Source organism: Afifella sp. YEN Y35 (assembly GCF_047553465.1).
Lineage (GTDB): Bacteria > Pseudomonadota > Alphaproteobacteria > Rhizobiales > Afifellaceae > Afifella > Afifella aestuarii.
In genome coordinates this window covers 2,552,454-2,576,267 of the sequence record NZ_CP180203.1, presented here as the reverse complement: position 1 = coordinate 2,576,267, position 23,814 = coordinate 2,552,454, and the positions used below count along the sequence as shown (strand labels likewise).

The 23,814-nt window shown below is 65.4% G+C and carries 20 protein-coding genes, 1 tRNA gene and 1 pseudogene; 7 read left to right on the top strand and 15 right to left on the bottom strand.

What is annotated here, in order from left to right:
- Window positions 1-69: 69 nt before the first annotated feature.
- The 3 genes from ACK8CP_RS12275 to ACK8CP_RS12265 all read right to left on the bottom strand — a co-directional run bounded on the left by ACK8CP_RS12275 (window position 70) and on the right by ACK8CP_RS12265 (window position 3,637).
- Window positions 70-1,056, bottom strand: coding sequence for a substrate-binding domain-containing protein (locus ACK8CP_RS12275; protein ID WP_414831979.1), 987 nt, complete (start codon window positions 1,054-1,056; stop codon window positions 70-72).
- Window positions 1,057-1,140: 84 nt separating this feature from the next.
- Window positions 1,141-2,169, bottom strand: coding sequence for an ABC transporter permease (locus ACK8CP_RS12270; protein WP_414831978.1), 1,029 nt, complete (start codon window positions 2,167-2,169; stop codon window positions 1,141-1,143).
- A complete protein-coding gene (locus tag ACK8CP_RS12265; RefSeq protein WP_414831977.1) occupies window positions 2,138-3,637 on the bottom strand; it encodes a sugar ABC transporter ATP-binding protein in 1,500 nt (499 codons plus the stop codon). The genes ACK8CP_RS12270 and ACK8CP_RS12265 overlap by 32 nt, the downstream gene beginning before the upstream one ends.
- A gap of 219 nt (window positions 3,638-3,856) precedes the next feature.
- On the opposite strand from ACK8CP_RS12265, the gene ACK8CP_RS12260 reads away from it, so the two are divergent.
- Window positions 3,857-5,038 carry an ROK family transcriptional regulator gene (locus tag ACK8CP_RS12260; protein ID WP_414831976.1) on the top strand — a complete coding sequence of 394 codons (1,182 nt, stop codon included), beginning with the start codon at window positions 3,857-3,859 and terminating at the stop codon, window positions 5,036-5,038.
- A 29-nt stretch (window positions 5,039-5,067) separates the two neighbouring features.
- Here ACK8CP_RS12260 and ACK8CP_RS12255 read toward each other — a convergent pair whose 3' ends face one another.
- Window positions 5,068-5,682, bottom strand: coding sequence for a helix-turn-helix domain-containing protein (locus ACK8CP_RS12255; protein WP_414831975.1), 615 nt, complete (start codon window positions 5,680-5,682; stop codon window positions 5,068-5,070).
- Between the two features lie 55 nt (window positions 5,683-5,737).
- On the opposite strand from ACK8CP_RS12255, the gene ACK8CP_RS12250 reads away from it, so the two are divergent.
- Window positions 5,738-6,976 (top strand): benzoate/H(+) symporter BenE family transporter, encoded by a 1,239-nt coding sequence (locus ACK8CP_RS12250; RefSeq protein ID WP_414831974.1) that lies wholly within the window; start codon window positions 5,738-5,740, stop codon window positions 6,974-6,976.
- A 283-nt stretch (window positions 6,977-7,259) separates the two neighbouring features.
- Complete coding sequence (locus tag ACK8CP_RS12245) at window positions 7,260-8,897, top strand: alpha/beta hydrolase (RefSeq protein WP_414831973.1); 1,638 nt, start codon at window positions 7,260-7,262, stop codon at window positions 8,895-8,897.
- A 116-nt stretch (window positions 8,898-9,013) separates the two neighbouring features.
- Here ACK8CP_RS12245 and ACK8CP_RS12240 read toward each other — a convergent pair.
- The 5 genes and pseudogenes from ACK8CP_RS12240 to ACK8CP_RS12220 all read right to left on the bottom strand — a co-directional run.
- Window positions 9,014-9,124, bottom strand: a pseudogene (locus tag ACK8CP_RS12240) (transposase); the annotation flags it as partial.
- 140 nt (window positions 9,125-9,264) lie between these two features.
- Window positions 9,265-9,341, bottom strand: a tRNA-His gene (locus tag ACK8CP_RS12235).
- Between the two features lie 341 nt (window positions 9,342-9,682).
- Window positions 9,683-10,225, bottom strand: coding sequence for a phasin family protein (locus ACK8CP_RS12230; protein ID WP_234629568.1), 543 nt, complete (start codon window positions 10,223-10,225; stop codon window positions 9,683-9,685).
- A gap of 195 nt (window positions 10,226-10,420) precedes the next feature.
- A complete protein-coding gene (locus ACK8CP_RS12225; protein WP_414831972.1) occupies window positions 10,421-10,906 on the bottom strand; it encodes a hypothetical protein in 486 nt (161 codons plus the stop codon).
- Between the two features lie 243 nt (window positions 10,907-11,149).
- The gene (locus tag ACK8CP_RS12220; RefSeq protein WP_414831971.1) at window positions 11,150-11,404 is read right to left on the bottom strand and encodes a hypothetical protein; all 255 of its coding nucleotides are present in this window, start codon (window positions 11,402-11,404) and stop codon (window positions 11,150-11,152) included.
- Between ACK8CP_RS12220 and ACK8CP_RS12215 the strand changes: the two genes are divergently transcribed.
- Window positions 11,342-13,861: a histidine kinase dimerization/phospho-acceptor domain-containing protein gene (locus tag ACK8CP_RS12215; RefSeq protein WP_414831970.1), complete on the top strand. Its 2,520-nt coding sequence runs from the start codon at window positions 11,342-11,344 to the stop codon at window positions 13,859-13,861. The genes ACK8CP_RS12220 and ACK8CP_RS12215 overlap by 63 nt on opposite strands.
- A 41-nt stretch (window positions 13,862-13,902) precedes the next feature.
- Here ACK8CP_RS12215 and ACK8CP_RS12210 read toward each other — a convergent pair whose 3' ends face one another.
- Window positions 13,903-15,081, bottom strand: coding sequence for a GGDEF domain-containing protein (locus ACK8CP_RS12210; protein ID WP_234629566.1), 1,179 nt, complete (start codon window positions 15,079-15,081; stop codon window positions 13,903-13,905).
- Between the two features lie 303 nt (window positions 15,082-15,384).
- A complete protein-coding gene (locus ACK8CP_RS12205) occupies window positions 15,385-16,758 on the bottom strand; it encodes a glutamate--cysteine ligase (protein ID WP_414831969.1) in 1,374 nt (457 codons plus the stop codon).
- 177 nt (window positions 16,759-16,935) lie between these two features.
- On the opposite strand from ACK8CP_RS12205, the gene ACK8CP_RS12200 reads away from it, so the two are divergent.
- Window positions 16,936-17,490, top strand: a complete 555-nt coding sequence (locus ACK8CP_RS12200; RefSeq protein ID WP_414831968.1) for a hypothetical protein — start codon at window positions 16,936-16,938, stop codon at window positions 17,488-17,490.
- 37 nt (window positions 17,491-17,527) lie between these two features.
- On the opposite strand, the gene ACK8CP_RS12195 is transcribed toward ACK8CP_RS12200, so the two are convergent.
- Complete coding sequence (locus tag ACK8CP_RS12195) at window positions 17,528-18,280, bottom strand: 16S rRNA (uracil(1498)-N(3))-methyltransferase (protein ID WP_414831967.1); 753 nt, start codon at window positions 18,278-18,280, stop codon at window positions 17,528-17,530.
- A gap of 68 nt (window positions 18,281-18,348) precedes the next feature.
- Between ACK8CP_RS12195 and xseA the strand changes: the two genes are divergently transcribed.
- On the top strand, window positions 18,349-19,956 hold the full coding sequence (gene xseA / locus ACK8CP_RS12190; protein ID WP_414831966.1) for an exodeoxyribonuclease VII large subunit: 1,608 nt from the start codon (window positions 18,349-18,351) through the stop codon (window positions 19,954-19,956).
- Between the two features lie 107 nt (window positions 19,957-20,063).
- Window positions 20,064-20,642 (top strand): hypothetical protein, encoded by a 579-nt coding sequence (locus tag ACK8CP_RS12185; RefSeq protein ID WP_414831965.1) that lies wholly within the window; start codon window positions 20,064-20,066, stop codon window positions 20,640-20,642.
- An 11-nt stretch (window positions 20,643-20,653) separates the two neighbouring features.
- On the opposite strand, the gene ACK8CP_RS12180 is transcribed toward ACK8CP_RS12185, so the two are convergent.
- Genes ACK8CP_RS12180 through ACK8CP_RS12170 form a run of 3 tightly spaced genes read right to left on the bottom strand, consistent with a single transcriptional unit; the run spans window position 20,654 to window position 23,551 of the window.
- The gene (locus ACK8CP_RS12180; protein ID WP_414831964.1) at window positions 20,654-21,331 is read right to left on the bottom strand and encodes a LutC/YkgG family protein; all 678 of its coding nucleotides are present in this window, start codon (window positions 21,329-21,331) and stop codon (window positions 20,654-20,656) included.
- Window positions 21,332-21,350: 19 nt separating this feature from the next.
- Window positions 21,351-22,769: a LutB/LldF family L-lactate oxidation iron-sulfur protein gene (locus ACK8CP_RS12175; RefSeq protein ID WP_414831963.1), complete on the bottom strand. Its 1,419-nt coding sequence runs from the start codon at window positions 22,767-22,769 to the stop codon at window positions 21,351-21,353.
- On the bottom strand, window positions 22,766-23,551 hold the full coding sequence (locus tag ACK8CP_RS12170; RefSeq protein ID WP_414831962.1) for a (Fe-S)-binding protein: 786 nt from the start codon (window positions 23,549-23,551) through the stop codon (window positions 22,766-22,768). The genes ACK8CP_RS12175 and ACK8CP_RS12170 overlap by 4 nt, the downstream gene beginning before the upstream one ends.
- Window positions 23,552-23,814: the final 263 nt, after the last annotated feature.

The window sequence follows — 23,814 nt, the reverse complement described above, 5'->3', positions numbered from 1 at the left end:
TGACGGCGGAGGCGGGGGCAGGGTGGGGCGGCCTCGTCGCAGGGCCGCCCCGATGTGGCGTTCAAACGATCAGAACGGCGAATCCGGGAAGTAGAAGTCTTCCGCGTTCGACTTGTCGATCAGCTCGGAGGGAAGGATCGTCGTCTCGGGCAAGGCCTCGCCCTTGAGGCGTGCCTCGGCCGTCCGCTTGATCGCCTCGTAGATGAATTTCGGCGAATAGGAGACGTCGGCTTTGATGAGCGGGTTGCTGTCGTCCATGATCATCTTGACCATGCCCTTGGCGCCGGCACCGCCGAACACTTCCTTGATGTCGCCTTCGCGGCCCGCCTGACGGATCGCCTGGAGAACGCCGATCGCCATGTCGTCGTCGGCCGCCCAGACGAGGTCGATGTCTTTGAAGCGGGTCAGGAAGTCCTGCATGACCTTGAAGGCGTCGTCGCGGTTCCAGTTGCCGTACTGGGCGTCGAGGATCTTCATGTCGGGATGTTCGTCGATGACGCTGGTAAAGGCTTCCCAGCGCTCGTTGTCGAGCGTGGTCGGGATGCCGCGCAGCGCCACGATATTGGCCTTGCCGTCATACTTCTTGGCAAAATACTCCGCCGGGATCTTGCCGAAGGCCGTGTTGTCCCCGGCCATATAGGCGTCCTGGGCGCTCGGATCGGTCAGGCCGCGATCGACCACGGTGACATAGACGCCCTTGTTCTTCGCCTGAGCGACGGGTTGGGTGAGGGCGGCGGATTCAAACGGGAAGATGACGAGGGTGTTGATGCCGGTGACGGTGACGAGATCCTGAAGCTGGTTCGCCTGTTCCGGCGCGCCGCTCGAGGTCTTGACGGTGATCTGGAGGTCGTCAGGATGGGCGGCTTCGAGGTCTTTCTTGGCCTCGTTCGCCCACCACACGATGCCGGCGGTGAAGCTGTGGGTCGCGGCGGGAATGGAAACGCCGAGATTGACCTTTTCCTGGGCTGCCGAGATGCCGGGCAGGGCGATCAGCGCCGAGGTGCCGAGCGCCAGGGCGAGAGCCGAGCGGCGCGTTAGAGACGCAAGGACGGACATTCTATAGTTCTCCCATCGATAACAATCGTTGCTTTCGTGTCGATGCCGCTTGTCGGCGGTCTTGTCCTTGGGGAGCGGCCCGTATCAGGGCCGCCGCCTTTGCAAAAACGCCACGGAAATGATCACGATACCCTGCACGGCTGCGTTGAGATGAACGCTGATGATGCTCGTCAGGTTGAGGATATTGCCGATGACGGAAAGAAGGATGGCGCCGATCACCGTGCCGGTGACGCGGCCGGAGCCGCCCTTGAAGGAGGTGCCGCCGACGATCACCGCGGCGATCGCTTCGAGCTCCCACAAGAGGCCGGTCGTGGGGGAGGCGGAGCCGAGGCGCGGCACGTAGAGGAGGGTGGCGATGCCGACGCAGAGACCGAGAAACGCGTAGGTGAGGATTTTGACGCGGTCGACGTCGACCGCCGCATAGCGCGCCACCTGCTCGTTGGAGCCGATCGCCTGCACGTAGCGGCCGAAGGCGGTGCGCCGCAAAAGCACGGTGCCGATGACGGCGACGCCGAGGAACACCCAGACCGGGATCGGGATGCCCAGAACCGTGCCGTAATAGACCGGGCCATAGGTCTGCGAGAGGCCGAAATCGAGAGTGATGGCGCCACCATCGGCAAGCCAGGTGAGGACGGCGCGAAACGTGCCGAGCGTGCCGAGCGTGACGATGAAGGGTTCGATCCGCCCCTTGGTGATGAGGAGGCCATGCATGGTGCCGAAGGCGGCACCCATGAGGAGCGAAACGGCCATTCCGACGATGACCACCAGGACCGGCGCATCGATATGCATGGCAAGGCTGTTCATCACCAGGATGATGCTGCCGGCGATCAGCGCCACCATGGAGCCGACCGAGAGGTCGATGCCGCCGGAGATGATGACGAAGGTCATGCCGACGGCGATGATGCCGATGAAGGAGGTTCGCGTCAGCACGTTCATCCAGTTGGCGAGGCTGGCGAAATCGGAATTGAGCGCGGTGCCGACGATGGCGAGCAGGATGAGGCCGAGGATCGGCCCCTGGCTGCTTAAATCGAATTTTCCGAGCCGGCGGCGCGCCGAGACGCGGGCGCTTTGGCCCTCAGCCTCATTCGGCTGCGGTTCTTGTGCCGATGGCATGGCTGAGTAGCTCCTCTTCGCTGAGGCGGTCTGCGGGCACTTCGGCCGTCACGCGCCCGTCGCGCATGACGATGACCCGGTGACAGAGACCGATCAGCTCCACCAATTCCGATGAGATGACGATGATGCCCCGCCCTTCGGCGGCGAGGCGGTCGATGAGAAAATAGATGTCCCGCTTGGCGCCCACATCGACACCACGCGTCGGCTCGTCGAGGACGAAGATCTGCGGCTCCGGGGCGAGATATTTGGCGATCGCGAGTTTCTGCTGGTTGCCACCCGATAAAGACGAGGCGAGACCGTCACGGTCGCCGACGCGGATGCCGAATTCGTCGACGGCGCGGTCGAGGGCTGCCCGTTCCTCCCGGGGGGAGAGGAAGGGATGGGTGTAGGTCTTGAGATCGAGGAGCGTGAGATTGTCGGAAAGGACGCGTCCGACATGCAGCCCCTTCCCCTTGCGATCCTCGGAGAGATAGGTGAGCCCGAGCCGGGCGGCGGCGCGTGGATCGCCCATGCGCACCTCCTTGCCGCCCATGAAGATGCGCCCCGAGGAGCGGGGGCGAAGCCCGAGAAGACCTTCGAAAAGCTCGGTGCGGCCGGCGCCGACGAGGCCGGCAAAACCCAGGATCTCGCCCGGCATCAGGGAGAAGGAGACGTTCTGCGCCCAGCCCGGGACGGAAAGATCTTCAACGCGCAGGAGCGGTTCGCCGGCCGAGGCGACAGGACGTTTGGGCGGATACATGTCGGCAAGTTCGCGCCCCACCATCAGCGCCGCCATGCGGGCGCGCGAGGTCTCGGCGGTCTTCGCCTGTGAGATGAAATGCCCGTCGCGCATGACGATCACCTCGTCGGTGACGCGCTCCACCTCGTCGAGCTTGTGGGAGATGTAGAGGACGATGATGCCCTCTTCGCGCAGCTGGCCGATGAGGCTGAAGAGATGCTCGCATTCGTTGGGCGTGAGGCTCGCCGTCGGCTCGTCGAGGATGAGGACGCGGGTGTGGCGGACCTGCGCCTTGGCGATCTCCACGAGCTGCTTTTCGGCCACGATCAGATCGCCGACGCGGTCGTCCGGATGGCTGTGCGCCCCGACGCTTTCGAGCGCCGCCTCGGCCTGGCGTGCCATCGTCTTCTCGTCGAGGAGGAAGCCTTTGCGGACCTCGTGGCCGAGAAACATGTTCTGCACGACAGTGAGCGCATCGGCGAGGTTGAGCTCCTGGTGCACCATGACGATGCCCCGCTCTTCCGCCTCGCGCGAGCTTGCAAAGGAGACGGGTTCGCCGTCGATCACGACGGTCCCGGCGCTCGGCTCGTGGTAGCCGGCGAGGATCTTCATCAAGGTGGATTTGCCGGCGCCGTTTTCGCCGATGAGGCCGTAGACGCGCCCGGCCTCCAGCCGGAAGCTGACGTCGTGGAGCACGCGCACGGAGCCGAAATCCTTGGCGATCCCGTGAAACTCGACGACGAGGCCCATGACGGCCTTCCTCCCTTCGCCTGAGGGGCGGGAGCGGGCCGGATTGTCTCGCCGAGCCCTGTCTCGACGCCCTTTTTTATTCTCGGGAAAACTCGCTTCCGGATGCCTTCGACATCCAGGGGTCCTCCTCATTGCAGCGAAAATTACGCTCAGCAATTTGATTGAGCAATGGTCAAGTTCGGTCTATTTACGGTCAAAGCGCGTCCAATGAGGTCAAACATGCGCGGCTTTTCGCAATTGTCGCCGACCGAGCGCCGGCTGCTGCTCGAGGTCTTTTGGGCGCGCACCAGTGCCCGCAGCGATCTGGCCGGCCGGCTCGATTTCTCCAAGAGCAAGATCAATGCGGCGATCACCGATCTGATCGGCGCCGGGCTGATCACCGAGATCGGGCCGCAACCCTCATCCGGCGGGCGCCGCGCCGAAGGTCTGCGCGTCACGCTGCGCGACGGTCTGATCGCCGGCGTCGACATCCGCGCCACCCATATGGACGTCGCCCTTCTGTCGCCGGACATGAGCATCATGGCCCGGCACTGCGAGCCGATCTCCGTGCGCGGCGAGCCGGAGCCGTTGTTTGCCCGCCTGCGCGATGTGCTCGATCTTCTCTTGCGGCAGATGGGCCAGGAGCGAGAGCGCATCCGCATGATCGGCATCGGCGTGCCGGGACCGGTCGATTTCGAGAGCGCCTGTCTCGCCACCCCGCCCTTGATGCCGCTCTGGGAGGGCTTTTCGCCGCGCCAGGCGCTGGCGGCCGATTTCGACGTGCCGATCTTCGTCGACAACGACGTCAACATCCTCGCCCTCGGCACGCTGTGGCATCTGTCGCGCAGCGCCGACGATTTCCTCGTCGTCAAGGTCGCGACCGGGATCGGCTGCGGCATCATTTGCCGCGGCCAGGTCTATCGCGGCGTCGACGGGGCGGCAGGCGACGTCGGCCATATCTGCATCGATCCGAAAGGTCCCGTCTGCCATTGCGGCAATGTCGGCTGTGTGGAGGCGATGGCGGCGGCCCCGGCGATCGCCCGCGCCGGCGCGGCGGCCGCCCGCTCAGGCGAGAGCCCGCGTCTCCTGGAGCTGTTGCAGGCGCATGGCGCCTTGAGCCCGGAGGATGTCGGTCTCGCGAGCCGCGAAGGCGATCCGGCGGCCAATGCCATCATCCGCGGTGCTGGCGCCGATGTCGGGCGGATGCTCGCCACCCTCGTCAATTTCTTCAATCCGAGCCATGTCTTCATCTGCGGCGGCGTTGCCGCCATCGGCCCGGCCTTCCTCGCCTCGATCCGCCAGAGCGTCTATCAGCGCTCGCTGGCGCTTTCGACGCGCCATCTCGCCATTCGGCCGATCCCGCACCCCGATGATGCCGGCATCGTCGGAGCCGGCGTCCTCGGATTTTTGGAGGCGATCTGACGCGACGCAGACGGAGCCGGTCGCAGCTGTCACGTCTTCTCGTCGGCCTTGTTCGTCTTGACGGGTGTGGTGTTCCGGTCGGTCGTCTCGAACAGAGCGGTTTTCGGGTAGTGGATCGTGTTGTGGAAGTGCGCGATCTCTGGGCTCATGTTGCGATAGCCGTGCGGCTGGTCGGCGGGAAAGCGAAGGCCATCGCCATAGCGGCAGCTCTTCCATTCTCCGGCGATCAAGACCTCCATCGCGCCGCGGGTGACGAAGACGTCTTCGACGACGCCCGTGTCATGCGCGTTCGACATATGCACCTGGCCCGGCTCGAGCACGATCAAGAACGTCTCCGAGCCGAAGATGGGGTCGAACGGGAAGACGGTGTGAAAGCCGATGCTGCCCTGAAACTGGACCGGTCGGGCCTTTGCGGGCGCGAAGCTGCCCGTGGTTTGGATGAGGTCCTCGATCAACGCGGTCAGCGGCAGTTGGAAGCCTTTGGCGAGTTTCCAGAGCGTCGCGATCGTGGGGCTCGACTCCCCGCGCTCGATCTGCCCGAGCATGGCCTTGCTGACGCCGGTGAGCTCGGCCGCCTGCGTCAGGCTGAGGCCCGCACGGCTGCGCGCGGCCTTGAGATTGATCCGGATTTTTGCCTCGGTCATTCACATGGCCTGTTGTGCGCTATAGCGCACGGACGTTATAACGCCCGGCGCGGAATTGCACGCACTCCTAACGCGCGGGAACTGGAAAGGCACGGTTGAAATGCTGGCGGGGCTGAAACTATCGCACATCGTTGCGGGCTGCATCGCCGTGCTTCTCGGCTATACGAGCAGCGTCGCGATCATCTTTCAGGCGATCGATGTCCTGGGCGCCTCGCAGGCGGAGGCCAACAGCTGGATGCTGGCGCTCGGCCTCGGCATGGGGATCAGCGGTCTCATCCTCTCCTTGCGCTACCGGATGCCGATCCTGACGGCCTGGTCGACGCCCGGCGCGGCCCTCCTCGTCATCAGCCTCAACGGCGTGCCGATGAGCGAGGCGATCGGCGCCTTTCTCTTCTGCGGCCTCTTGTTGACCCTGACCGGCATCACCGGATGGTTCGAGAGATTGTCGCATCTCATTCCCGACACCATCGGCAACGCCCTGCTTGCGGGAATCCTGTTCCAGTTCGGGCTCGGGATTTTTTCCTCCATGGAGGACAATCTGCCCCTCGTGGCGGTGATGTGCGCGGTCTATCTCGCCGGCCGGCGCTGGTTCCCGCGCTTTGCCATTCCTGCCGTGCTCTTCGCGGGGTGCGCCTTCTGCGCCGCGACCGGGGCGTTCCAGGCCGGGGAGGGGATCGATTTTTCGATCGCTCAGCCGGTCTTCACCATGCCGGCCTTCTCGCTGCCGGTGTTGCTCGGCGTCGGGCTGCCGCTTTTCATCGTCACCATGGCCTCGCAGAACACGCCCGGCATCGTCACGCTGAAAGCCTCGGGATACGAGCCACCGGTGTCCGCCTGTCTCACCGTCACCGGTCTGACGACGCTCCTCCTCGCGCCCTTCGGAGGTTATGCCTTCAATCTCGCCGCCATCACCGCGGCGATCTGCGCCGGGCCGGAGGCCGATGAGAACCCGAAGACCCGCTACAAGGCCGTCGTCGTGACGGGCGTCATCTATTGCGTGGTGGGGCTTCTGGGCGCGGCCGTCATCAGTCTGTTTCTGATCGCCCCAAAAGCCCTGGTGGTGACGGTCGCGGGTCTCGCCTTGCTGAACACGATCGGTGCGAGCCTGAGCGCCGCGCTGGGGCAGCCGGAAAAACGGGAAGCGGCCCTGGTGACGTTTATGACCACCGTCTCGGGCATCACCTTTCTCGGCATCGGCGCGCCGCTCTGGGCGCTGCTTCTGGGGATCGCCACAGGCGTTATTCTCTCCCCGCGCGGCCGGCGGTCTTTTAGGCCGATTTTTGCCCGGCGGTAGGGTTCGCCACGCCGATGCGCACGTGGCCCCTCCGACAAATGATACGCTGGTATCTGAAGGCGGCGCGCGATGAGATCCGCGATGAATTTCATGAAGACAAGCTCGGGCGTTGCCGACAGCGATTTCGTCGAGAGCGCGCTTTTCAGGGTTAGGGGCTGCGAGGGGCTGCGCCGTCGCAGGACAGGCTCTGCATCGACACCGCGGACCCGATCCGCTACCCGACCTCCGATGATCAGGGCTTTGAAGGTGGCGGAGGCCGCATAGGCAAGCGGGGGCGATATCGATGATCCGGTGGGTGTTCGCGGCAAAGCTCGATTCCACGATCGGCTTGCTCCTAGGGACGATGATGTTCTGCCTGTCGCTGACGCCGTCTCTCGTGCCGCGCGAGGCGCCGGCGCAGGGCTTGCTGGCAGGCTTCTGTTTCGTTCTTGGATACGGGCTCGGCCTCGCCGCCGTTTCGCTCTGGCGTTACCTTGAACTGCCGTCGAGGCTCGATGCCGGGCCGATGCTGCAGAAAGTGTCGGCCGTGCTCTGTCTCGGCGCGTCATCGTATTTTCTTTGGTGCTCGATCGGCTGGCAGAACTCCGTGCGGGCTTTGATGGGCCTGCCGCCTGTCGATATCACCTATACGGTGATGGTTGTGGCCATTGCGCTCCCTGTGGCGGGGGTGATGCTGGTGCTGATCGGCATCGTCAGGCTCGTCGCCAGATCCGTCTTTCGACTGAGCAGCCGCTTCATCCCGCGCCGTGCAGCCATCGTGCTGACCGCGGTTCTCAGCACGTTCATCATCTGGGTGGTCGCGAACGATCTTCTGGTCCGCTCCGTCTTCCGTGTGCTCGACGCCTCCTACAGCCAGCTCGACTCGCTGCTGGAACCAGAGCGTGCCCAGCCTGTGGACTCAGACGGGACAGGTGGAGCCCGTTCCCTCGTGCAGTGGGACGAACTCGGCCGTGCCGGCCGCGAGTTCGTTGCCTCGGTGCCGCAGGCGAATGAAATCAGCGCGCTAACGGGCAGGCCCGCACGGGAGCCGATCCGGGTTTATGTCGGGCTTCCCAGCGCGGAGACGCCGGAGGAGCGAGCCAGGCTCGCCCTCGACGAGTTGATCCGCCGGGGCGGTTTCGATCGAAGCGTCCTTGTTGTCATGACGCCGACCGGCACGGGTTGGCTCGATCCCGCCGCCTCCGATCCGCTGGAGTTCATGACCGATGGCGATGTCGCCAGCGTGGCGGTCCAGTATTCCTATCTCGCCAGCCCGATCTCGCTTCTGGCGCAGGCGGAATACGGCGTCGACACGGCGCAGGCCCTTTTCAGGGCGGTCTACGGATACTGGACGAACTTGCCGCGAGGAGAGCGCCCGCGCCTCTATCTGCACGGTCTCAGCCTCGGCGCCTTGAACTCGCAGATTTCGGCGAGCCTGTTCGAGATGATCGGCGATCCGATTCAGGGCGCGCTCTGGAGCGGCCCTCCCTTCAGAAGCGGCTTGTGGCGCCAGATTACGGCGGCAAGAGACGCTGGCTCGCTTGCGCGACTCCCGGTCTTCCGTGGTGGACACCTCGTGCGCTTCATGGACCAGGATGGATCGTCGACACCGCCAGGCACGGAGTGGGGCGAACTGCGCGTTGTGTACCTGCAATATCCCAGCGATCCGATCGTGTTCTTCTCACCGGCCGATTTCTATCGCCGGCCGCAATGGCTGCAAGAGCCACTGGGCAGCGATGTTTCCGACGATCTTCGCTGGTTTCCGATCGTCACGGGCTTTCAGCTCGGACTCGACATGCTGGTGGCCGCCGATGCACCCATTGGCCATGGGCATCTCTACTCGCCTGCCCACTACGTCCCGGCCTGGGCTGATCTTCTGGACATCGACTGGTGGACCCCGGAGATGACCGAGGCGCTTCAAGCTCGCTCGGCTGATCGTTGAGCCCATATCGAACGGGCTTTCTCGTCGCGTGGACTTTCTCCGGGAGGGTGGAGAGCGGTTTCGGTTTCACGCCGCTCCCGGCGCTTTTCCAGCCAGGGCCGCACCGGCGATAGCCCGATCACGACCCCATCGGCGCGGCGCTCGATCTCCCGCTTGAGGCGCGCGATCGGATTCGTCGCCGCGATCTGCGACCAGGGCTCGCGTGGAAAGGCCATGTAGGCCAGGATCTAGCACGATCCTACCAAACGTCCGTGGAATCTGGCCTCGTCAGCATTTTAGGGTTTGGTAGGAATTGCAGCTTTGGGCGAGCCGCCGCCGCCGCGCGGTTTTCGGCGTTCGATCAAGTCGCTGACTTTATAGAGAAAACTGGTACGAACGGGTGGATTCGAACCACCGACCTTCGGAGCCACAATCCGACGCTCTAACCAACTGAGCTACGTTCGCATGTCCTGCTGAGGCGGTGCGGACCCTAGTGTTCCGCGCCGGAGATTTCAAGCGCCGGCGGGCCATATCCTGGCGCCCGGGCCTGCGATTCCTCGCCTCTGCGGCACCGCTTAGCCGAGGAGCGGCGCCAAGGGAAGGGGGCGGAGAAGAAACTCCTCCGCGGCGGCGTCGCATGCGGGCTCGGATGGCCTCGTTCACGCCCCCATTCAGCGTCGGCACAAACCTCTACCGGCCCACGCCCATCGCGGGCGCTGTGCCAAAAAAAAGCCCGGCAAAATGCCGGGCTCGTTCATGGTGCGCGCCGCCTCTGCGGGTGGCGTCGCAGATCGTGTCACAGAGGCTTAGTGGCTCGTGACCTTGTCGAGGTTCTTCTTCGCCGCGGTGCGGGCCGGGCGAGACGTGTCCTCGGTGACCTTGGTGAGAAGGTCGCGCATGCCGTTGCCTTGATCCATCAGCGCTTCGAAGCGTGACCGCATGAAGGCGCTCTGAAGCTGGATCGCGTCGGCGAACGAGGTGACGCCGAGCATCTGACGGGCGTGGTCGAACGCCGCATCGGTGTTCGCCTTGGCGTTGTCGAGCGCCTTGAACTGCACCTGCAGGAGACCCTCGCGGGCGTTTTCCACAGTATCTTCCATCACGTCCGTGGACTCTTCTGCAGCGGCTTTGAGGCGGGCGTAATTCTCACGCGCGCTCGCCAAAGAACGCTCCGTCATTGCCCGGAAAGCTTCGGGCATCTGCATCTGCGTCATGCCGAACATTTCCGACAGCTTCTCGGTGGCGTCCTGAAACGCGCGATCGGCAGTATTGGCTGCATCCTGCGCGGCCGAAGCCGCCTCGTCAAAAGCCTTTTCACCAGCCTGATTGAATTCGTGCTCACTGGACATCTAAGATCTCCTTCCGTTTCTGCCTGGGTTGCTCCCCCCTCAGGCTTCTGGAGAGTATATAGGAAAAGTTTTGTGCGACGCAACAAATTATTGCGCTGCAGCATGCGAGGCCCTGCCGGCGGTTGAAGTTTTCAACCGTTAACCATCCTTGAGAAAAACGGACTTTGCGACGCGCTCCAGGCCTGCGATTCTTTTTCAACTCCGGTTACCTATTTTTAACCAAGGCGAGTCGCGGAGATTACGGAAATCATGCAATCGGAGGGCAGGGGCCTGGTGGAGGCGATGGCGGACGAGCGCCTGGCGGCGCTCGTGAGCGACGCGCGTCCTGCCATGTTCTTCCGTCTCGACGACAACCGGCTCGGCTGGCTCAATCCGGCCGCGGCCGAGCGGCTCGGCTGCGGCACCGCCAAAGACGCGCTCGCCCTCGGCCTCGGATCGGCCGAGCCCCTGAAGCGCGACATTCGCATGCTGGCGAAGACCGCGGGCGAGACGGGCTCCCTCGGGCGGCTGCGTCTCGGGCGTGGCTTCGGCGCCGTTCCGGTCGTCTGCCAGTGCCAGCGTGTGGTGATCGGCGGTGAACGCGGCCTCCTGGCGGTCGCGATCGCAGCAGGGCAGGCGCCCAATCCCGCGCGGATGCCGGCGTTCTTCTCCTGCGACAAGGTTGCGGCGCGCCTCCTCCAAGCCTCGGAGCTGCCCTCAGACCTGCAGGGGCGGGCGCTCGCCGGCAAACCGAAGCTTGTCGCCGACTGGCCCCATGCGGCGCGGCTCCGCCGGGCGAGCCTCGTGCCGGTCGCAAGCGAGACCTGTCTCGCCATCATCGATGTCGAGAGCGATTTCGGACCTGTCCGAGGCGAAGAGTCCGCCGCCCCGCGGCCGCAGAGCTCCGACGATCTCTCAAGGGACGATCTCTCAAAGGACGGGCTCTCAGGGGGAGAAAGCGACCCCAAACGCCTCGAGAAGCCGGAGACGCATGTTCAGGCCACCGAGCTCCCAGCTCCCGACACTCAGGCTTCCGATATTCAAGCGCCCGATATTCAGGCGCCCGATGTTCAGGCTTCCGATGTTCCGGCGCCCGATGTTCCGGCGAACGACGACGATCACGACGAGATCGCGGAGATGAGCGACCGCGAAGGGCCTGTTTCCGACGATGATGCGCCCGATGACGGCGCGCACGCCCATGACGAAGAGACGGATCTGACGGAAGCGGTGCGACGCGCGCTGCCGGCCTGGATTGCCGATCGTCTCACCACCTACGATCCCGAGAAGCATGGGGCCGGCGAGGCGCCCCGGAAAATCTCCGCCTCTGACGAGGACGGGGAGAAGGCCGCCGGAGAACCCCCTGCGTCCGACGTTTCGTCTGAAGCGGACGCGGACGACCCGCGGGCGGTTGTCGCTCCCGACCAGGAAACTGACGGGTCGGGTGAAGCTGCCGAAGCCGCTGCAGACGATCTGCCCGAGCAGGAACCTGGCGATGAAGAGGCGGCCCGGGACGCGGCGAGCGAGGAGACCGCGGTCGCGGATGAGGGCGAGGCACCCGAACCGGCCCCCGAGCCGGCGCCCGTTGCCACGCTCACCCGGCCGGTCTCTGTGCGGTTCCTGTGGCAGAGCGATGCCTCGCACCGCATTCTTTTCGTTTCGCAGGGCCTGACCCAGCTCGTCGGCCGCAACTCCGAGGTCGTGGGCGAAACCTGGGACGATGTGGCTGCGCGCCTGCGGCTGGATCCGACCGGGCGGGTGGCCAAAGCCTTTCATGCGCGCGACACCTGGAGCGGGCTCACCGCCTGGTGGCCGTCGGAGGCCGGCGACATTCGCATTCCGACCGAGCTCACCGCCCTTCCGGTCTTCGATGCCGACCGGGCGTTTCAGGGCTTTCGCGGTTTTGGCGTTCTGCGCCCGGCCGAGGCCTTGAAGGCGGAAGCCTTCGACTTGCGTTTTCCGGAGGGAGCCGAAATGGATGAGGCGCCAACGGGTCGGCATGAGCGCGAAGGCGAGGCTCCGCCCAGCGACAATGTCGTGCCGATCCGCTCAGACGTCGAACGCCTGCCGGAATGGTCGCGCCTGTCGACGCAGGAAAAGCGCGCCTTCGAGACGATCGCCTCCGCGCTCGGCGCCCGTGTGACGGATCTGCAGCCTTCGAGCGGCTCGCCGATCGAAGAGCGCCGCGACGGCGTCAAGGAGCGGCAGCAAGAGGCCGCTGATGAGGCTGAAGCAAGGGCTTCGGAATTCGAGACGTCCGAAGAGGTCGCACCGGCCGAGGGGGCGGCCGAGGGGGCGACCGAGGTGCCGGCCGAGGGGGCGACCGAGGTGCCGGCCGAGGACGGCGGCGAAGGGCAGGACAACGATTTCGCGCCCCCCGAAGCGAGGCAGGATTCGGAAAGCCTGTCGGACGAAGCGTCCGGGACGGTTCCTGAGGAGGCGGCCAAAGACACGGGGGCCGAAGACACTGCGCCCGAAGATGGGGCGGCCGAAGACACCGGTCCCGTCGAGGCGCCCGTCACGCTTTCCAATGCGGTGCTCTCCTCCAAGGTCGGGGAGCTTCAGGCAATCCTCGACACGGCGCTCGACGGCGTCATCGTGCTCGATGCGGAGGGCCGCGTCGAAAGCCTCAACCGCAGCGCCGAGGCGCTTTTCGGCATCGAAGCCGATGCGGTGGTCGGCAATTCCTTTACCGAGCTTCTGGAGGAAGAAAGCCGGGTGGAGGCCGAAGCCTATCTGGAGAGCCTGAGGATGGCGGGCATCAAGAGCCTCCTCAACGAGGGCCGCGAGGTTCTGGGCCGCACCAAGGGCGGGCCGATCCCGCTCTTCATGACGTTTGGCCAGGTGGGCAGCGGCGAGCGCCCCCGCTTCTGCGCGGTTCTGCGCGACATCACACAGTGGAAGGAGACGGAGACGCGGCTCCAGGAAGCGCGCGCCGAAGCGGAGCGGGCCTCGAGCCAGAAATCCGATTTCCTCGCCCGCATCAGCCATGAGATCCGCACGCCGCTCAACGCCATCATCGGCTTTGCCGAATTGATGGTGGAGGAGCGTTTTGGTCCGATCGAGAACCAGCGCTACCGGGAATATCTGCGCGATATCCGCTCCTCGTCGGAGCATGTCGTCAGCCTCGTCAACGATCTCCTCGACATCGCGCGGGTCGAGGCGGGCAAGCTCGATCTCGATTTTTCCGCCGTCGATCTCAACACGTTGGCGCGCGAGACCGTGTCGCTGATGCAGCCGCAGGCCGGCCGCCACCGGGTGATCATCCGCACGAGCCTGGCGCCCGACCTGCCGTCCGTCGTCGCCGATGCTCGCACGCTGCGCCAGATCCTTTTGAACCTTCTGTCCAATTCGGTGAAGTACACCGATGCGGGCGGGCAGGTGATCCTCTCCACCCGGCTGGAGGAGAATGGCGAGGTGGTCTTGCGCATGCGCGACAATGGCGGCGGCATGAGCGAGAGCGAGCTGGCGCGGGCGATGGAGCCGTTCCGGCAGATCATCACCTCGGCGATCGGCACGGGCACCGGCTCCGGTCTCGGCCTGCCGCTGACGAAGGCGCTGGTGGAGGCGAACCGCGCTCAGTTCGTTTTGAAGAGCGCGCGCGGCGAGGGCACGATCGCGGAAGTGGCCTTCCCGGCGACCCGCGTTCTCTTCGAGTAGGTGCCTCTCTCCCGAGGAGGGCGAGAGGATCGGCTCAAAGCTCAGGCGAGACAGGTCTGTGAGGTCGGCGGCGCGGGCTTGTCGTTTGCCGCGAGCTCGATGCGGTTGCGCCCGGCTTTCTTCGCCAGATAAAGCCCCTGATCGGCGAGAGCCAGAAGCTCTTCCAGGGACTGGTCGTCGCGAAGCGCCACGACACCCCCGCTCATCGTGCTGTTGACGTCGCGCCCGTCGATCTCGCGCCCCACCCGGACCCAGCTTTGCCGGACCCGATCGGCGAGCGAGAGGGCCGCGGGCGCATCGGCCCCAGGAAAGAGAGCCGCGAATTCCTCGCCGCCGACGCGGCCGAAGAGGTCGTTGGCGCGCATGGAGCGCTGCGCCGTCTTGATGAAGGCCTTGAGCGCGTTGTCGCCCATGGCATGGCCGTAGGTGTCGTTGATCTCTTTGAAGTAGTCGAGATCGAAGAGGGCGACGGCACAGGGCGTGCCGTCTTTCCGACAGCGCTTCAGGGTGCGCTCGGCCCGCTCCAGAAAACCGCGGCGGTTGAGAATGCCGGTGAGCTCGTCCGTCTCCGCCTTCACCCTCTGACAGGCCTCGCGCCTTTCCCGCATCGCCGCGGTCACGAAGATCGTGCTGCCGAGAATGAAGAGCAGCGCCTCGAATTGCAGCATTTCGGCGACCGCGTGAACGGTCGATGGGGGAGCGTCGGAGAGACGCGAAAGAACCGGTAACAAAAATGCCAGCGCCAAGGCATGCAGGACGCACAGTCCGGCAAGCGGCCAGCGAGCAGGCACTTTTGGCTGAGCCGGATGAGAAATCATCGAATAGGCGGTCACGAACAGATAGGCGCTGCCGACGAAGGCATGGGCGGTGCCGCTCATGAGCAGGCGGCCCTCCGTGGCGGCGAAGGCCGCAAGCGTGACGAAGGCCGGGCCCGCGAAGATGACGAGCGAGGTGACGAAATGTGCGCCGTTCATCCGCGTCGAAGCCCAGATCAACGCGGGATGAAAAGTCATCATTGCAAAGGAGATCGGATGGAGGAGGCCGTGGTCGTGGCAGTGCGCGAGAAGCAGCGAGGCCACGACGAAGGCAAGGTTCGAGGCAATCCACCACCAGACGAATTTCGCCTCGGGGTACTGGCAGCGCGCGAGCATCAAAAAGACGCTACATATCGCTGCGCAGAACGCCGAGACGACGGAGATCGTGGTGAGATCGAGCTGCATGACAGCGGCTTTCGCCTTTATGCCTTTCTTTCGGGCTGGTGCCTGCGTCCTGGATGTTGTCGCCCGCTGAAACGGGATGAGCCTCTGAGATATCCCGTCTAACAAGCCGAAGAGCCCGCACGGGATGACCCCCGACGAGGTGCGATTTCGCTCTTCTAGTTTTGAATGATCCCAGACAAACCTTGCTCCTGCCTTGCCTTTGGGCAGGGCGGCAGACGGTCTATGCCTTAGGTTCGGGCCTCGATGCGGAGGCGAGGCGGGACGCGCGCGAGCCGCTCATCGCATGCGCGGCAACCGGCCACCTCAGTAGGCGTATTCCGAGAAGAGGGGCTCGACCGAATTGCCCCAGCGCGTGCGATATTGCGCGAGCAGCTCCTCGGCCGGCGTCCGCTTCAGGGCGAGCGTTTCTTCAAGTGGCGCCAGATATTCCGCCTCGTTGAAGCCGCCGGCGCTGATCTGGTTGCGGTGTTTCAGGCCTGTTCGGGAGATGGCGACGGCGCGTTTGGCGATGTCGAGGACCGTCTCGCGGCGGAAGGGGGTCGCAAGGCCGGTCTTCGGCACATGGTTGCGCAGGGCTTCCCGTTCCGCCTCGCTCCAGTCGTAGGTGAGAGATTCGGCGGCCGCGAGTGCGTCGTCATCGTAGAGAATGCCCGTCCAGAAGGCCGGCAGGGCGCAGATGCGCCGCGTCGGGCCGCCATCGGCGCCGCGCATTTCGAGAAACGTCTTCAGCCGGACATCGGGGAAAAGCGTCGAGAGGTGATTGAACCAATCGCCCATCGAGGGGATGACCTCGCCGATGTCGTCGACTTTCGGTTCCTTCAGGAACTGCCGGAAGGTCGTGTGGGTCATGTCGACGTAACGGCCGCCGCGGATGATGAAATACATCGGCACGTCGAGCGCCCAATCGACATAACGCTCGAAGCCGAAGCCTTTTTCGAACGCGAAAGGCAGGAGGCCCGTCCGGTTGCGGTCCGTGTCGCGCCAGATTTCGGCGCGGTAGGAGAGGAAGCCGTTGGGCCGGCCCTCGGTGAAGGGCGAATTGGCGAACAGTGCGGTGGCGATGGGCTGCAGCGCGAGGCCGACGCGCATCTTGCGCACCATGTCGGCTTCCGACGAGAAGTCGAGATTGACCTGGATGGTGGTCGTTCTCAGCATCATGTCGAGGCCCTTGCCGCCCACCTTCGGCATGTAATCGGCCATGATGCGGTAGCGCTGCTTGGGCATGATCGGGGTCGCGGCGCGCGACCATTTCGGGCTCATGCCGATGCCGAGAAAGCCGATGCCGAGGGGTTCCGCCACTTCGCGCACCTGGGCGAGATGCGCGTGCGTTTCCCGGCAGGTGCGATGGATGTTGGGAAGCGGCGCCCCGGAGAGCTCGAACTGGCCGCCCGGCTCCAGCGAGATCGCCCCGCCGCCGGTCGGATCACCAAGCCCAATGATATTCTCGCCGTCGTAGATGGGCTCCCAGCCGAGCAGGGTTTCCATCCCCTTGAGGACCGCCTCGATGCCCTTTTCGCCGTGATAGGGCACCGGCCGGTTGCCGTCGCGGTAGAACGGCACCTTCTCGTGTTCGGTGCCGATCTTCCATTGCTGGCGCGGCTTGACGCCCTTTTCGATCGAGGAGACCAGCTGGTCGCGGTTTTCAATCGGGTTGTCGTTCGCTGTGTCGCGGGCCATCGGATCTTTCTTTGAGTGCGGCCGTCAGGCTTTCGGCGGCGCGACCATAGTAAGGCCAAAGGCGCCTTTCAAAGCCTTTTCCGCATGTCGGGCGAGAGCGTGCTTTTGCCAATGGCGAAAGCATTCTAAAGTGAGACGAAGGGGCGCATGACTGCCATGCCAGGCCGGAGTTTGACGATGACCCAGCTGATTGACCGCCTCGTTGTCGGCGCCGCCCCAATTGGAGCTGCGTTGATGGGTGCCGCGCTGATTGCCACCTCTTTCGCTGCTTCGGCGGCCCAAGCGGCCGAGGCCGATTTCATCGAACGTTTCGGCGGCGCCTGGAAGGGCGGCGGCGTGGTCATCCGCAACGAGACGGCCGGCCCGACCAATATCCGCTGCTCGCTGAGCGGCGAGGGGGTGGAAAACACCATCAGCATCGCAGGCAAATGCCGGGCCTTTGCGATTTTCACCCGCGATGTCCGCGTCAACGTCGTCTACGAACCCGAGAGTGGGCTTTATCGCGGCACCTATCAGGGCTCCAAGGTCGGCACCGCGGTTTTGAGCGGCAAGCGCAGCGGCGACACGATCAAATTCGCGCTCGTCTGGCCGAAGGACGTAATGGGCGACACCGAGGCCGCGATGACCATCACCAACAATGGGGCGGGCGAGTTGCGCGTGCTCGTCAACGACAAGGTCGGCGCCGGTGGTCCGGTGCAGCCGGTCACGGATCTCGCGCTCATCGCCAATTGAGCGCTCTCGTCGACAATTCAGGGATGAGGGCGGCCGCTTATCGATCTGGTGAGGCCTGGCGCCAGTCGCCGGCCGCGGCCTGAACGAGTGCCAGGGCTGCGACCGCCGCGGTGTCGGCGCGCAGAATGCGCGGTCCGAGCGAGATCGTCAGCGTCTGCGGCCTCGCTGAAATGGCGCTTCGCTCCGCGTCCGAAAACCCGCCTTCCGGCCCAATGAGAAGCGCCAGCCTCTCGCCCTTGAGGGCGGCGAGCGCAGCAAGCGGATCGCCCTCGTGGCGCTCGTCGCAGAAGATCAGCCGGCGGTCGGGTTCCAGCGCTTCGATGGCCTCCGCCAGGCCTTTCGCCTCGTCCACCTCAGGCAGATTGAGGATGCCGCATTGTTCGGCGGCTTCCAGCGCGTTGGCGGCAACCCGCGCGGTCTTGACCTGCCGCACCTGCGTGAACTGCGTGATCACCGGCACGAGCCGGCCGACGCCCATCTCCACGGCCTTCTGCGCCAGGTAATCGAGCCGCGCCTGTTTCAGCGGCGCGAAGAGATAGGTGAGGTCGCTTTTGGGCGTTTGCGGCCGCGTCTGCTCCTCCACCGTGAGATGGCCCTTTTTCTTGCCGTCCTTGACGACCTTCGAACGCCATTCGCCGTCCTTGCCGTTGAAGAGGAGCACGGGCGCCCCGTTGTCGAGGCGCAGGACGTTGAGGAGGTAATTGGCCTGCTCGGGGGAAAGAGAGATCGATCCGCCGGCTTGAAGCGGCTCTTCCACGAACAGTCGCTTCGTGATGAAATCGTAGGCCATCGTCGCTCTCCCGGCGTTCTTTCTAAAACGCGCTTGAAGCGCGGCTCTCGCTCCGTCAAGACTGCGTCATGCCCGCATCCCCCGTCGAAGTCTCCAACGTCGCCGAATATACGGTCGCCGATCTCGCTTTCGCCCTGAAGCGCACGCTCGAAGAAAATTACGAGCATGTGCGCGTGCGCGGCGAAGTCTCCGGTTACCGTGGCCCGCACGGCTCGGGCCATTGCTATTTCACACTCAAGGATCAAAGCGCTTCTCTCGACGTCGTCGTCTGGCGCACGACCTTCCAGCGGCTGAAGTTCAAGCCGGAGGAAGGCCTGGAAATGGTGGCGACCGGCAAGATCACCACCTATCCGCGCCGCTCCAATTACCAGCTCGTGGTGGAGAGCCTGGAGCCCGCCGGCGCCGGCGCGCTGATGGCGCTTCTGGAGGAGCGCAGGAAGGCGCTCGCCGCCGAAGGCCTTTTCGACGAGGCGAAGAAGCGCCCGCTCCCCTATCTGCCGAAGGTGATCGGCGTCGTCACCTCGCCGACGGGCGCCGTCATCCGCGATATCCTGCACCGTCTGCGCGAGCGCTTTCCGCGCCAGGTCCTCGTCTGGCCGGTGCGCGTTCAAGGCGAGGGCGCGGCCGAGGAAGTGGCGGCGGCCGTGCGCGGCTTCAACCGCATCGAAAAGGGAGGTGCGGTTCCGCGGCCGGATCTCTTGATCGTCGCCCGCGGTGGCGGCTCGATCGAGGATCTGTGGGCCTTCAACGAGGAAATCGCCGTGCGGGCCGTTGCCGAGAGCGGCATCCCGGTGATTTCCGCCGTCGGCCATGAGACCGACTGGACGCTCATCGATCTCGCCTCCGACCGGCGCGCGCCGACGCCGACGGGTGCCGCCGAGATCGCCGTGCCCGTGCGTGCCGAACTCGTCGCCTGTGTCGCCGATTTCACAGCCCGCCAGGAAGGCGCCTGGCAGCGCCTCGCGGCCTCCCTCAGGCGCGATCTGACGGGCGCTGCCCGTGCCATGCCGTCGCTCAACGAGCTCCTCGCTCTGCCGCGCCACCGGCTCGACGAGACAGGCGGGCGTCTGCTGCGGGGACTCGCCCAGCATCGCCGCTTCAAGGAGCAGGCTTATCTGCGTGTCGGTGCGCGCCTGACCGGCGACAGCCTGCGCGCCGATCTGCGCCGCCGGCGCGAACGGCTTGCCGATCTCGCGGGCCGTATGGAGCGCTCGGCGAGCGCCCTTCGCGCCTCGGCGCGGCGCGATCTCGTGCGTGCCGCGCGCCTCCGGCCCGAAACGCTCCAGCGCATGCTGCGGGTGGAGCGGGAGCGCCTCGCGGCGACCGCCCGCCACGCGGAGGTGTTCCGCCGAGCGGCAACGGCGCGCCAGGAGCGCTACGACAATGCCTGCCGGCTGCTCGAGACGCTTTCCTACAAATCCGTTCTCGGGCGCGGCTATGCCGTCATCCATGAGGCTTCCGGTCAGACGGTGACGCGGGCCGACGCGATGCGGACGGGCATGTCCTACGAGGTGGAGTTCCAGGATGGACGCCGCCCGGTCGTCGCCGGCGAAGGTGGCACGCCGACGCCTGCGACGGGGAGCCCCTCCGAGAGCCCGCGGAGCGAGAAGCCGGCGGCAGCGAGGAAACCGGCGAAGGCGAAGCCCGCTCCCAAGGCGCAGGGGAGCCTCTTTTAGGCCGCGATATGGGGGGAGACAGGCGGCGTCGCCGGAACCGATCGGCCGCGGCGCCATTTTAGCCGTGAAACGAGCCGCAACGTCCCGCGGCGAACCTCCCGAGACCCATGCGCTTCTTTCTCGTTCTTGTCGTCATCCTTCTCGCCGTCGCCGCCTATTTCATGGTCGACATCCGCCAGACACAGGAAGGCCGGCTGCCTTCCGTGCAGGTCGAAGAAGGCCAGGCGCCCAAGTACGAGTTCAATCTCGGCGGTTTCGAACTCGTCTGGAAACAGGCGACGTTCTCATATCCGACCATTCGCTTCCGTTCCCCGGACGAGAAGGGGAGCACGCCGGCCCCAGAGCCGGTTTCTGAGCCGGCCTCGGAGCAACCGGGCGAGGAGGAGGCACCCGCGCAATCTCCTGCGACCTCTCCCGCACCCGCTCCGGAGACGTCGCCGGAGATGAACGCGCCGTCCTCGACCGAGCCGGAGACCGCGCCTCCCGGGCCGGCTCCGTCCGAGACCGCGCCGGAGAATCCGGCAGACGGTTCGGTCGAGCCGCTGCCGGTTCCGGGTGATCTCGATACGGGGCCAGATGCGCGCGCGCCCCGCGACCAGCAGGGCGAACCCCAAAACTCAGAGCCCGACCGAAATCCTGGCGAGCCGGAGCCCGCCGAAATCATCAATCCCGACGTCTCGCGGTAAGGTGGAGGCGCTCAGGCGTCTTCGACGATGAGGATGTGGAGGGCGCGCGGCCCGTGGGCGCCGAGAAGCAGGGTCTGTTCGATGTCGGCCGAGCGTGAGGGGCCGGTGATGAGATTGACCGTGCGCGGCAGAACGCCGTCGCCGGAGTGTTCCCGCAGGCGGTTCCACAAGGTTTCGTAGTCGCCGACGATGTCGGAAGCGCGCACCACGACGAGATGGTGATCCGGCAGGAAGTTGAGCGTCGTCGGATTGTCGGGCCCCGAGAGCAGGAAGAGCGTCCCGGTCTCCGCCGCCCCGCCGAAAGCGTGGCTGAGACCGACATGATCGCGCCCATCGGAGGGCCCGTGTTTCACTTCAAGCTGCGGGACCTTGTCCCAGGGAAGATCGGCAAGGCGCCGGTCGGCACCCATCCGGAGGTCCGAGGGCAGGTTGCGGGCGCGCAGATATTCCGCGACCGTCTCCGGAAGATCGGAGGCCGAAGCGACCCGCTCCACGGTGGCGGAGACTTTTTCCGCCATCTTCGCAAAGAGATCGAGGCGCGCCTTCTGGTCGACATGGCCACGGGCCGGCACGGTGTTCGCCGGGTGCTGGCCGAGGCGCTGGGCGACGGCCTCGCGGCGCGCTTCCGCCGTCTTGCCGGAGGCAAGGCCACGCCGGATCTTGCCGAGCACGGTTTCGCGCTGGCTCATGATGTCTCTCCCGCCGCCGTCACGAGCGGGCCTTCCACTGATCGATGAAGCTTTTTTTCGCCGGCGCCGGCATGTCGCGATGGCTGGTCCAGCCGCCGGCGAGCGGCAGCGACGAGAAGCGCCCGCGCCGCCGCCCGAAGGGGTGAAGCGCCGTGAGCCCGATGCGGGTGGCGAGCCGGTAGAGTTTCGGCCGCCGGGCAAGAAAGGCCCAGATGCGCAGGCCGTTTCGCTCCGTCGCCGGCTTCAGATGCCGCTCATATTCGCGCTCGCGCCAATGCCGCATCAGTTTCGGCAAGGGGATCTCGACCGGGCAGACGCTCTCGCAGCGCCCGCAGAAGGTCGAGGCATTGGGCAGGTTCGCCGTGTTTTCGAGCCCGAAGAGGCCCGGCGCCAGCACCGCGCCCATCGGGCCGACATAGGTCGCGCCATAAGCGTGGCCGCCGATCGCATGATAGATCGGGCAATGGTTCATGCAGGCGCCGCAGCGGATGCAGCGCAGCATCTCGCGGAACTCGTTGGCGAGCATTTCGGAGCGGCCATTGTCGAGGAGGATGACATGCGTCTCCTCCGGGCCGTCCTCGTCGCCCGGCCGCTTCCGGCCGGTGGAGAACGTCGTGTAGACCGAGAGTTCCTGACCCGTGGCGGAGCGCGCCAGAACGCGCAGCAGCGTCGAGACGTCTTCGAGCGTCGGCACCACCTTCTCGATCGAGGCGAGCACGATATGCACCCGCGGCAGGATCTGGGTGAGGTCGCCATTGCCCTCATTGGTGACGATGATGGAGCTGCCCGTTTCCGCCACCAGGAAATTGGCCCCGGTGATGCCGACATCGGCGGCGAGGAACATGTCGCGCAAGGTGGCGCGCGCCTCAGAGAGCAGCGACACCGGATCGGCGAGATCGCGCTTCGGATCGAGATGCGTGTGCACGCGGCGGAAATCGGCCTCCACCTGGTCGCGATTGACATGCACGGCGGGGGCGATGATGTGGGAAGGCGGCTCGCCGCGCAGCTGAATGATGTATTCGCCGAGATCGGTCTCGATCGGCTTGATCTCGCTCTTCTCCAGGAAGGCGTTGAGGCCGATCTCCTCGGAGATCATCGACTTGCCCTTGGTGACGGTCTTGGCGCCCACCCGGCGGCAGATGGAAAGCACCGCCTCGCGGGCGTCTGCGGCCGTCTCCGCCCAATGCACCTCCGCCCCGGCCTGCCGCGCTTTGCCCTCAAACGCCTCCAGATAGAGGTCGAGATGTGAAAGCGTGTGGTCCTTGATGGCGCGCGCTTCATGGCGCAGCGCATCGAATTCCGGCAGGGCGTCGACCGCCTTCTGACGCTTCTGAATGAAGCCGCGTTCGACATGCCCGAGCGCGCGCTGCAGCTCGACATTGGCGAGCGCGTCGACGGCGTTCTCCTTGAACGCCCGGGAAAGGAAAGGCGCGCTCATTCGGCCTCGCCGATCGCCGGGCCGTCGGCCATGCCGGCGAGCACTTCGGCCACATGGCGCGCATGCACATGCTTGCCCTCGCGCTGCAGCTTGCCGGCCATGTTCATGAGGCAGCCGAGATCGCCGGCCACCAGCGTGTCGGCTTCCGATCCCGCGATCGCGGCCGTCTTTTTCGTCACGATGGCGTTGGAGATCTCCGGATATTTGACGCAGAAGGTGCCGCCGAAGCCGCAGCACACATCGGCGTCCTTGAGCTCGGTGAAGGCGAGGCCGTCGACGGATTTCAACAGCTCACGCGGCTGGTCGCGCACATTGAGTTCGCGCAGGCCCGAGCAGGCGTCGTGATAGGTGACGTTGCCTGCGAATGCCGCCTCGACGTCGCGCAGCCCCATGACGTCATAGAGGAAGGCCGTGAGCTCAAACGTCTTGGCAGAAAGCGCGGTCGCGCGCCGCGCCCAATCGGTGTCGTCGAAGAGCTCCGGATAATGGCGGGCGATCATCGCGGCGCAGGACCCGGACGGAACGACGACGTAATCGTAATCCTCGAAGGTCGCGATGACCTGTTGGGCGATGGCGGCGGCATCGCCGCGGTCGCCGGAATTGTAGGCGGGCTGGCCGCAGCAGGTCTGGTTCTCCGGGACTTCGACGCGGCAGCCGGACGCCTCGATCAGCTTGATCGCGGCAAAGCCCACTTGCGGGCGGAAGAGATCGACGAGGCAGGTGGCGAAGAGACCGACGCGCGGCTTCGAAGCTGTCGTATGTTCGGTGTTTTCTGGCGACAAGCGCTCAATCCTCTGCGGCCGAGCGTTATGCGTCATGCCCTCGGCTGGCTCCGATGGCTCCAGGTCTGGCGGCAGGGGCCGGTCAGTCGGGAGCCCGGACACGCAACTTAGGTCCGCCGCTGCGGCGAGATCAACAACCTTGTGGCGCAGGCTTCTGGTGTCAGCAGCACAACTTCATGCCGAGCGCGCAGGCTTTGCCGAACTCCCCCGCGCTGCCGTGATCTGCCACGAGCCGGGAAAAAGCCGACGAGCCTCCCGGCGAT

Bases quoted from the DNA above. Each gene is read 5' to 3' on its own strand.
- xseA (WP_414831966.1), top strand. From the start codon at position 18,349: ATGCCCGCATCCCCCGTCGAAGTCTCCAACGTCGCCGAATATACGGTC.
- ACK8CP_RS12245 (WP_414831973.1), top strand. From the start codon at position 7,260: ATGATCCGGTGGGTGTTCGCGGCAAAGCTCGATTCCACGATCGGCTTG.
- ACK8CP_RS12265 (WP_414831977.1), bottom strand. From the start codon at position 3,637: ATGGGCCTCGTCGTCGAGTTTCACGGGATCGCCAAGGATTTCGGCTCC.
- ACK8CP_RS12210 (WP_234629566.1), bottom strand. From the start codon at position 15,081: ATGCAGCTCGATCTCACCACGATCTCCGTCGTCTCGGCGTTCTGCGCA.
- ACK8CP_RS12255 (WP_414831975.1), bottom strand. From the start codon at position 5,682: ATGACCGAGGCAAAAATCCGGATCAATCTCAAGGCCGCGCGCAGCCGT.
- ACK8CP_RS12180 (WP_414831964.1), bottom strand. From the start codon at position 21,331: ATGAGCCAGCGCGAAACCGTGCTCGGCAAGATCCGGCGTGGCCTTGCC.
- ACK8CP_RS12230 (WP_234629568.1), bottom strand. From the start codon at position 10,225: ATGTCCAGTGAGCACGAATTCAATCAGGCTGGTGAAAAGGCTTTTGAC.
- ACK8CP_RS12215 (WP_414831970.1), top strand. From the start codon at position 11,342: ATGAGCGACCGCGAAGGGCCTGTTTCCGACGATGATGCGCCCGATGAC.
- ACK8CP_RS12205 (WP_414831969.1), bottom strand. From the start codon at position 16,758: ATGGCCCGCGACACAGCGAACGACAACCCGATTGAAAACCGCGACCAG.
- ACK8CP_RS12220 (WP_414831971.1), bottom strand. From the start codon at position 11,404: ATGGGCGTGCGCGCCGTCATCGGGCGCATCATCGTCGGAAACAGGCCC.
- ACK8CP_RS12275 (WP_414831979.1), bottom strand. From the start codon at position 1,056: ATGTCCGTCCTTGCGTCTCTAACGCGCCGCTCGGCTCTCGCCCTGGCG.
- ACK8CP_RS12195 (WP_414831967.1), bottom strand. From the start codon at position 18,280: ATGGCCTACGATTTCATCACGAAGCGACTGTTCGTGGAAGAGCCGCTT.
- ACK8CP_RS12185 (WP_414831965.1), top strand. From the start codon at position 20,064: ATGCGCTTCTTTCTCGTTCTTGTCGTCATCCTTCTCGCCGTCGCCGCC.
- ACK8CP_RS12175 (WP_414831963.1), bottom strand. From the start codon at position 22,769: ATGAGCGCGCCTTTCCTTTCCCGGGCGTTCAAGGAGAACGCCGTCGAC.
- ACK8CP_RS12200 (WP_414831968.1), top strand. From the start codon at position 16,936: ATGACCCAGCTGATTGACCGCCTCGTTGTCGGCGCCGCCCCAATTGGA.
- ACK8CP_RS12270 (WP_414831978.1), bottom strand. From the start codon at position 2,169: ATGCCATCGGCACAAGAACCGCAGCCGAATGAGGCTGAGGGCCAAAGC.
- ACK8CP_RS12260 (WP_414831976.1), top strand. From the start codon at position 3,857: ATGCGCGGCTTTTCGCAATTGTCGCCGACCGAGCGCCGGCTGCTGCTC.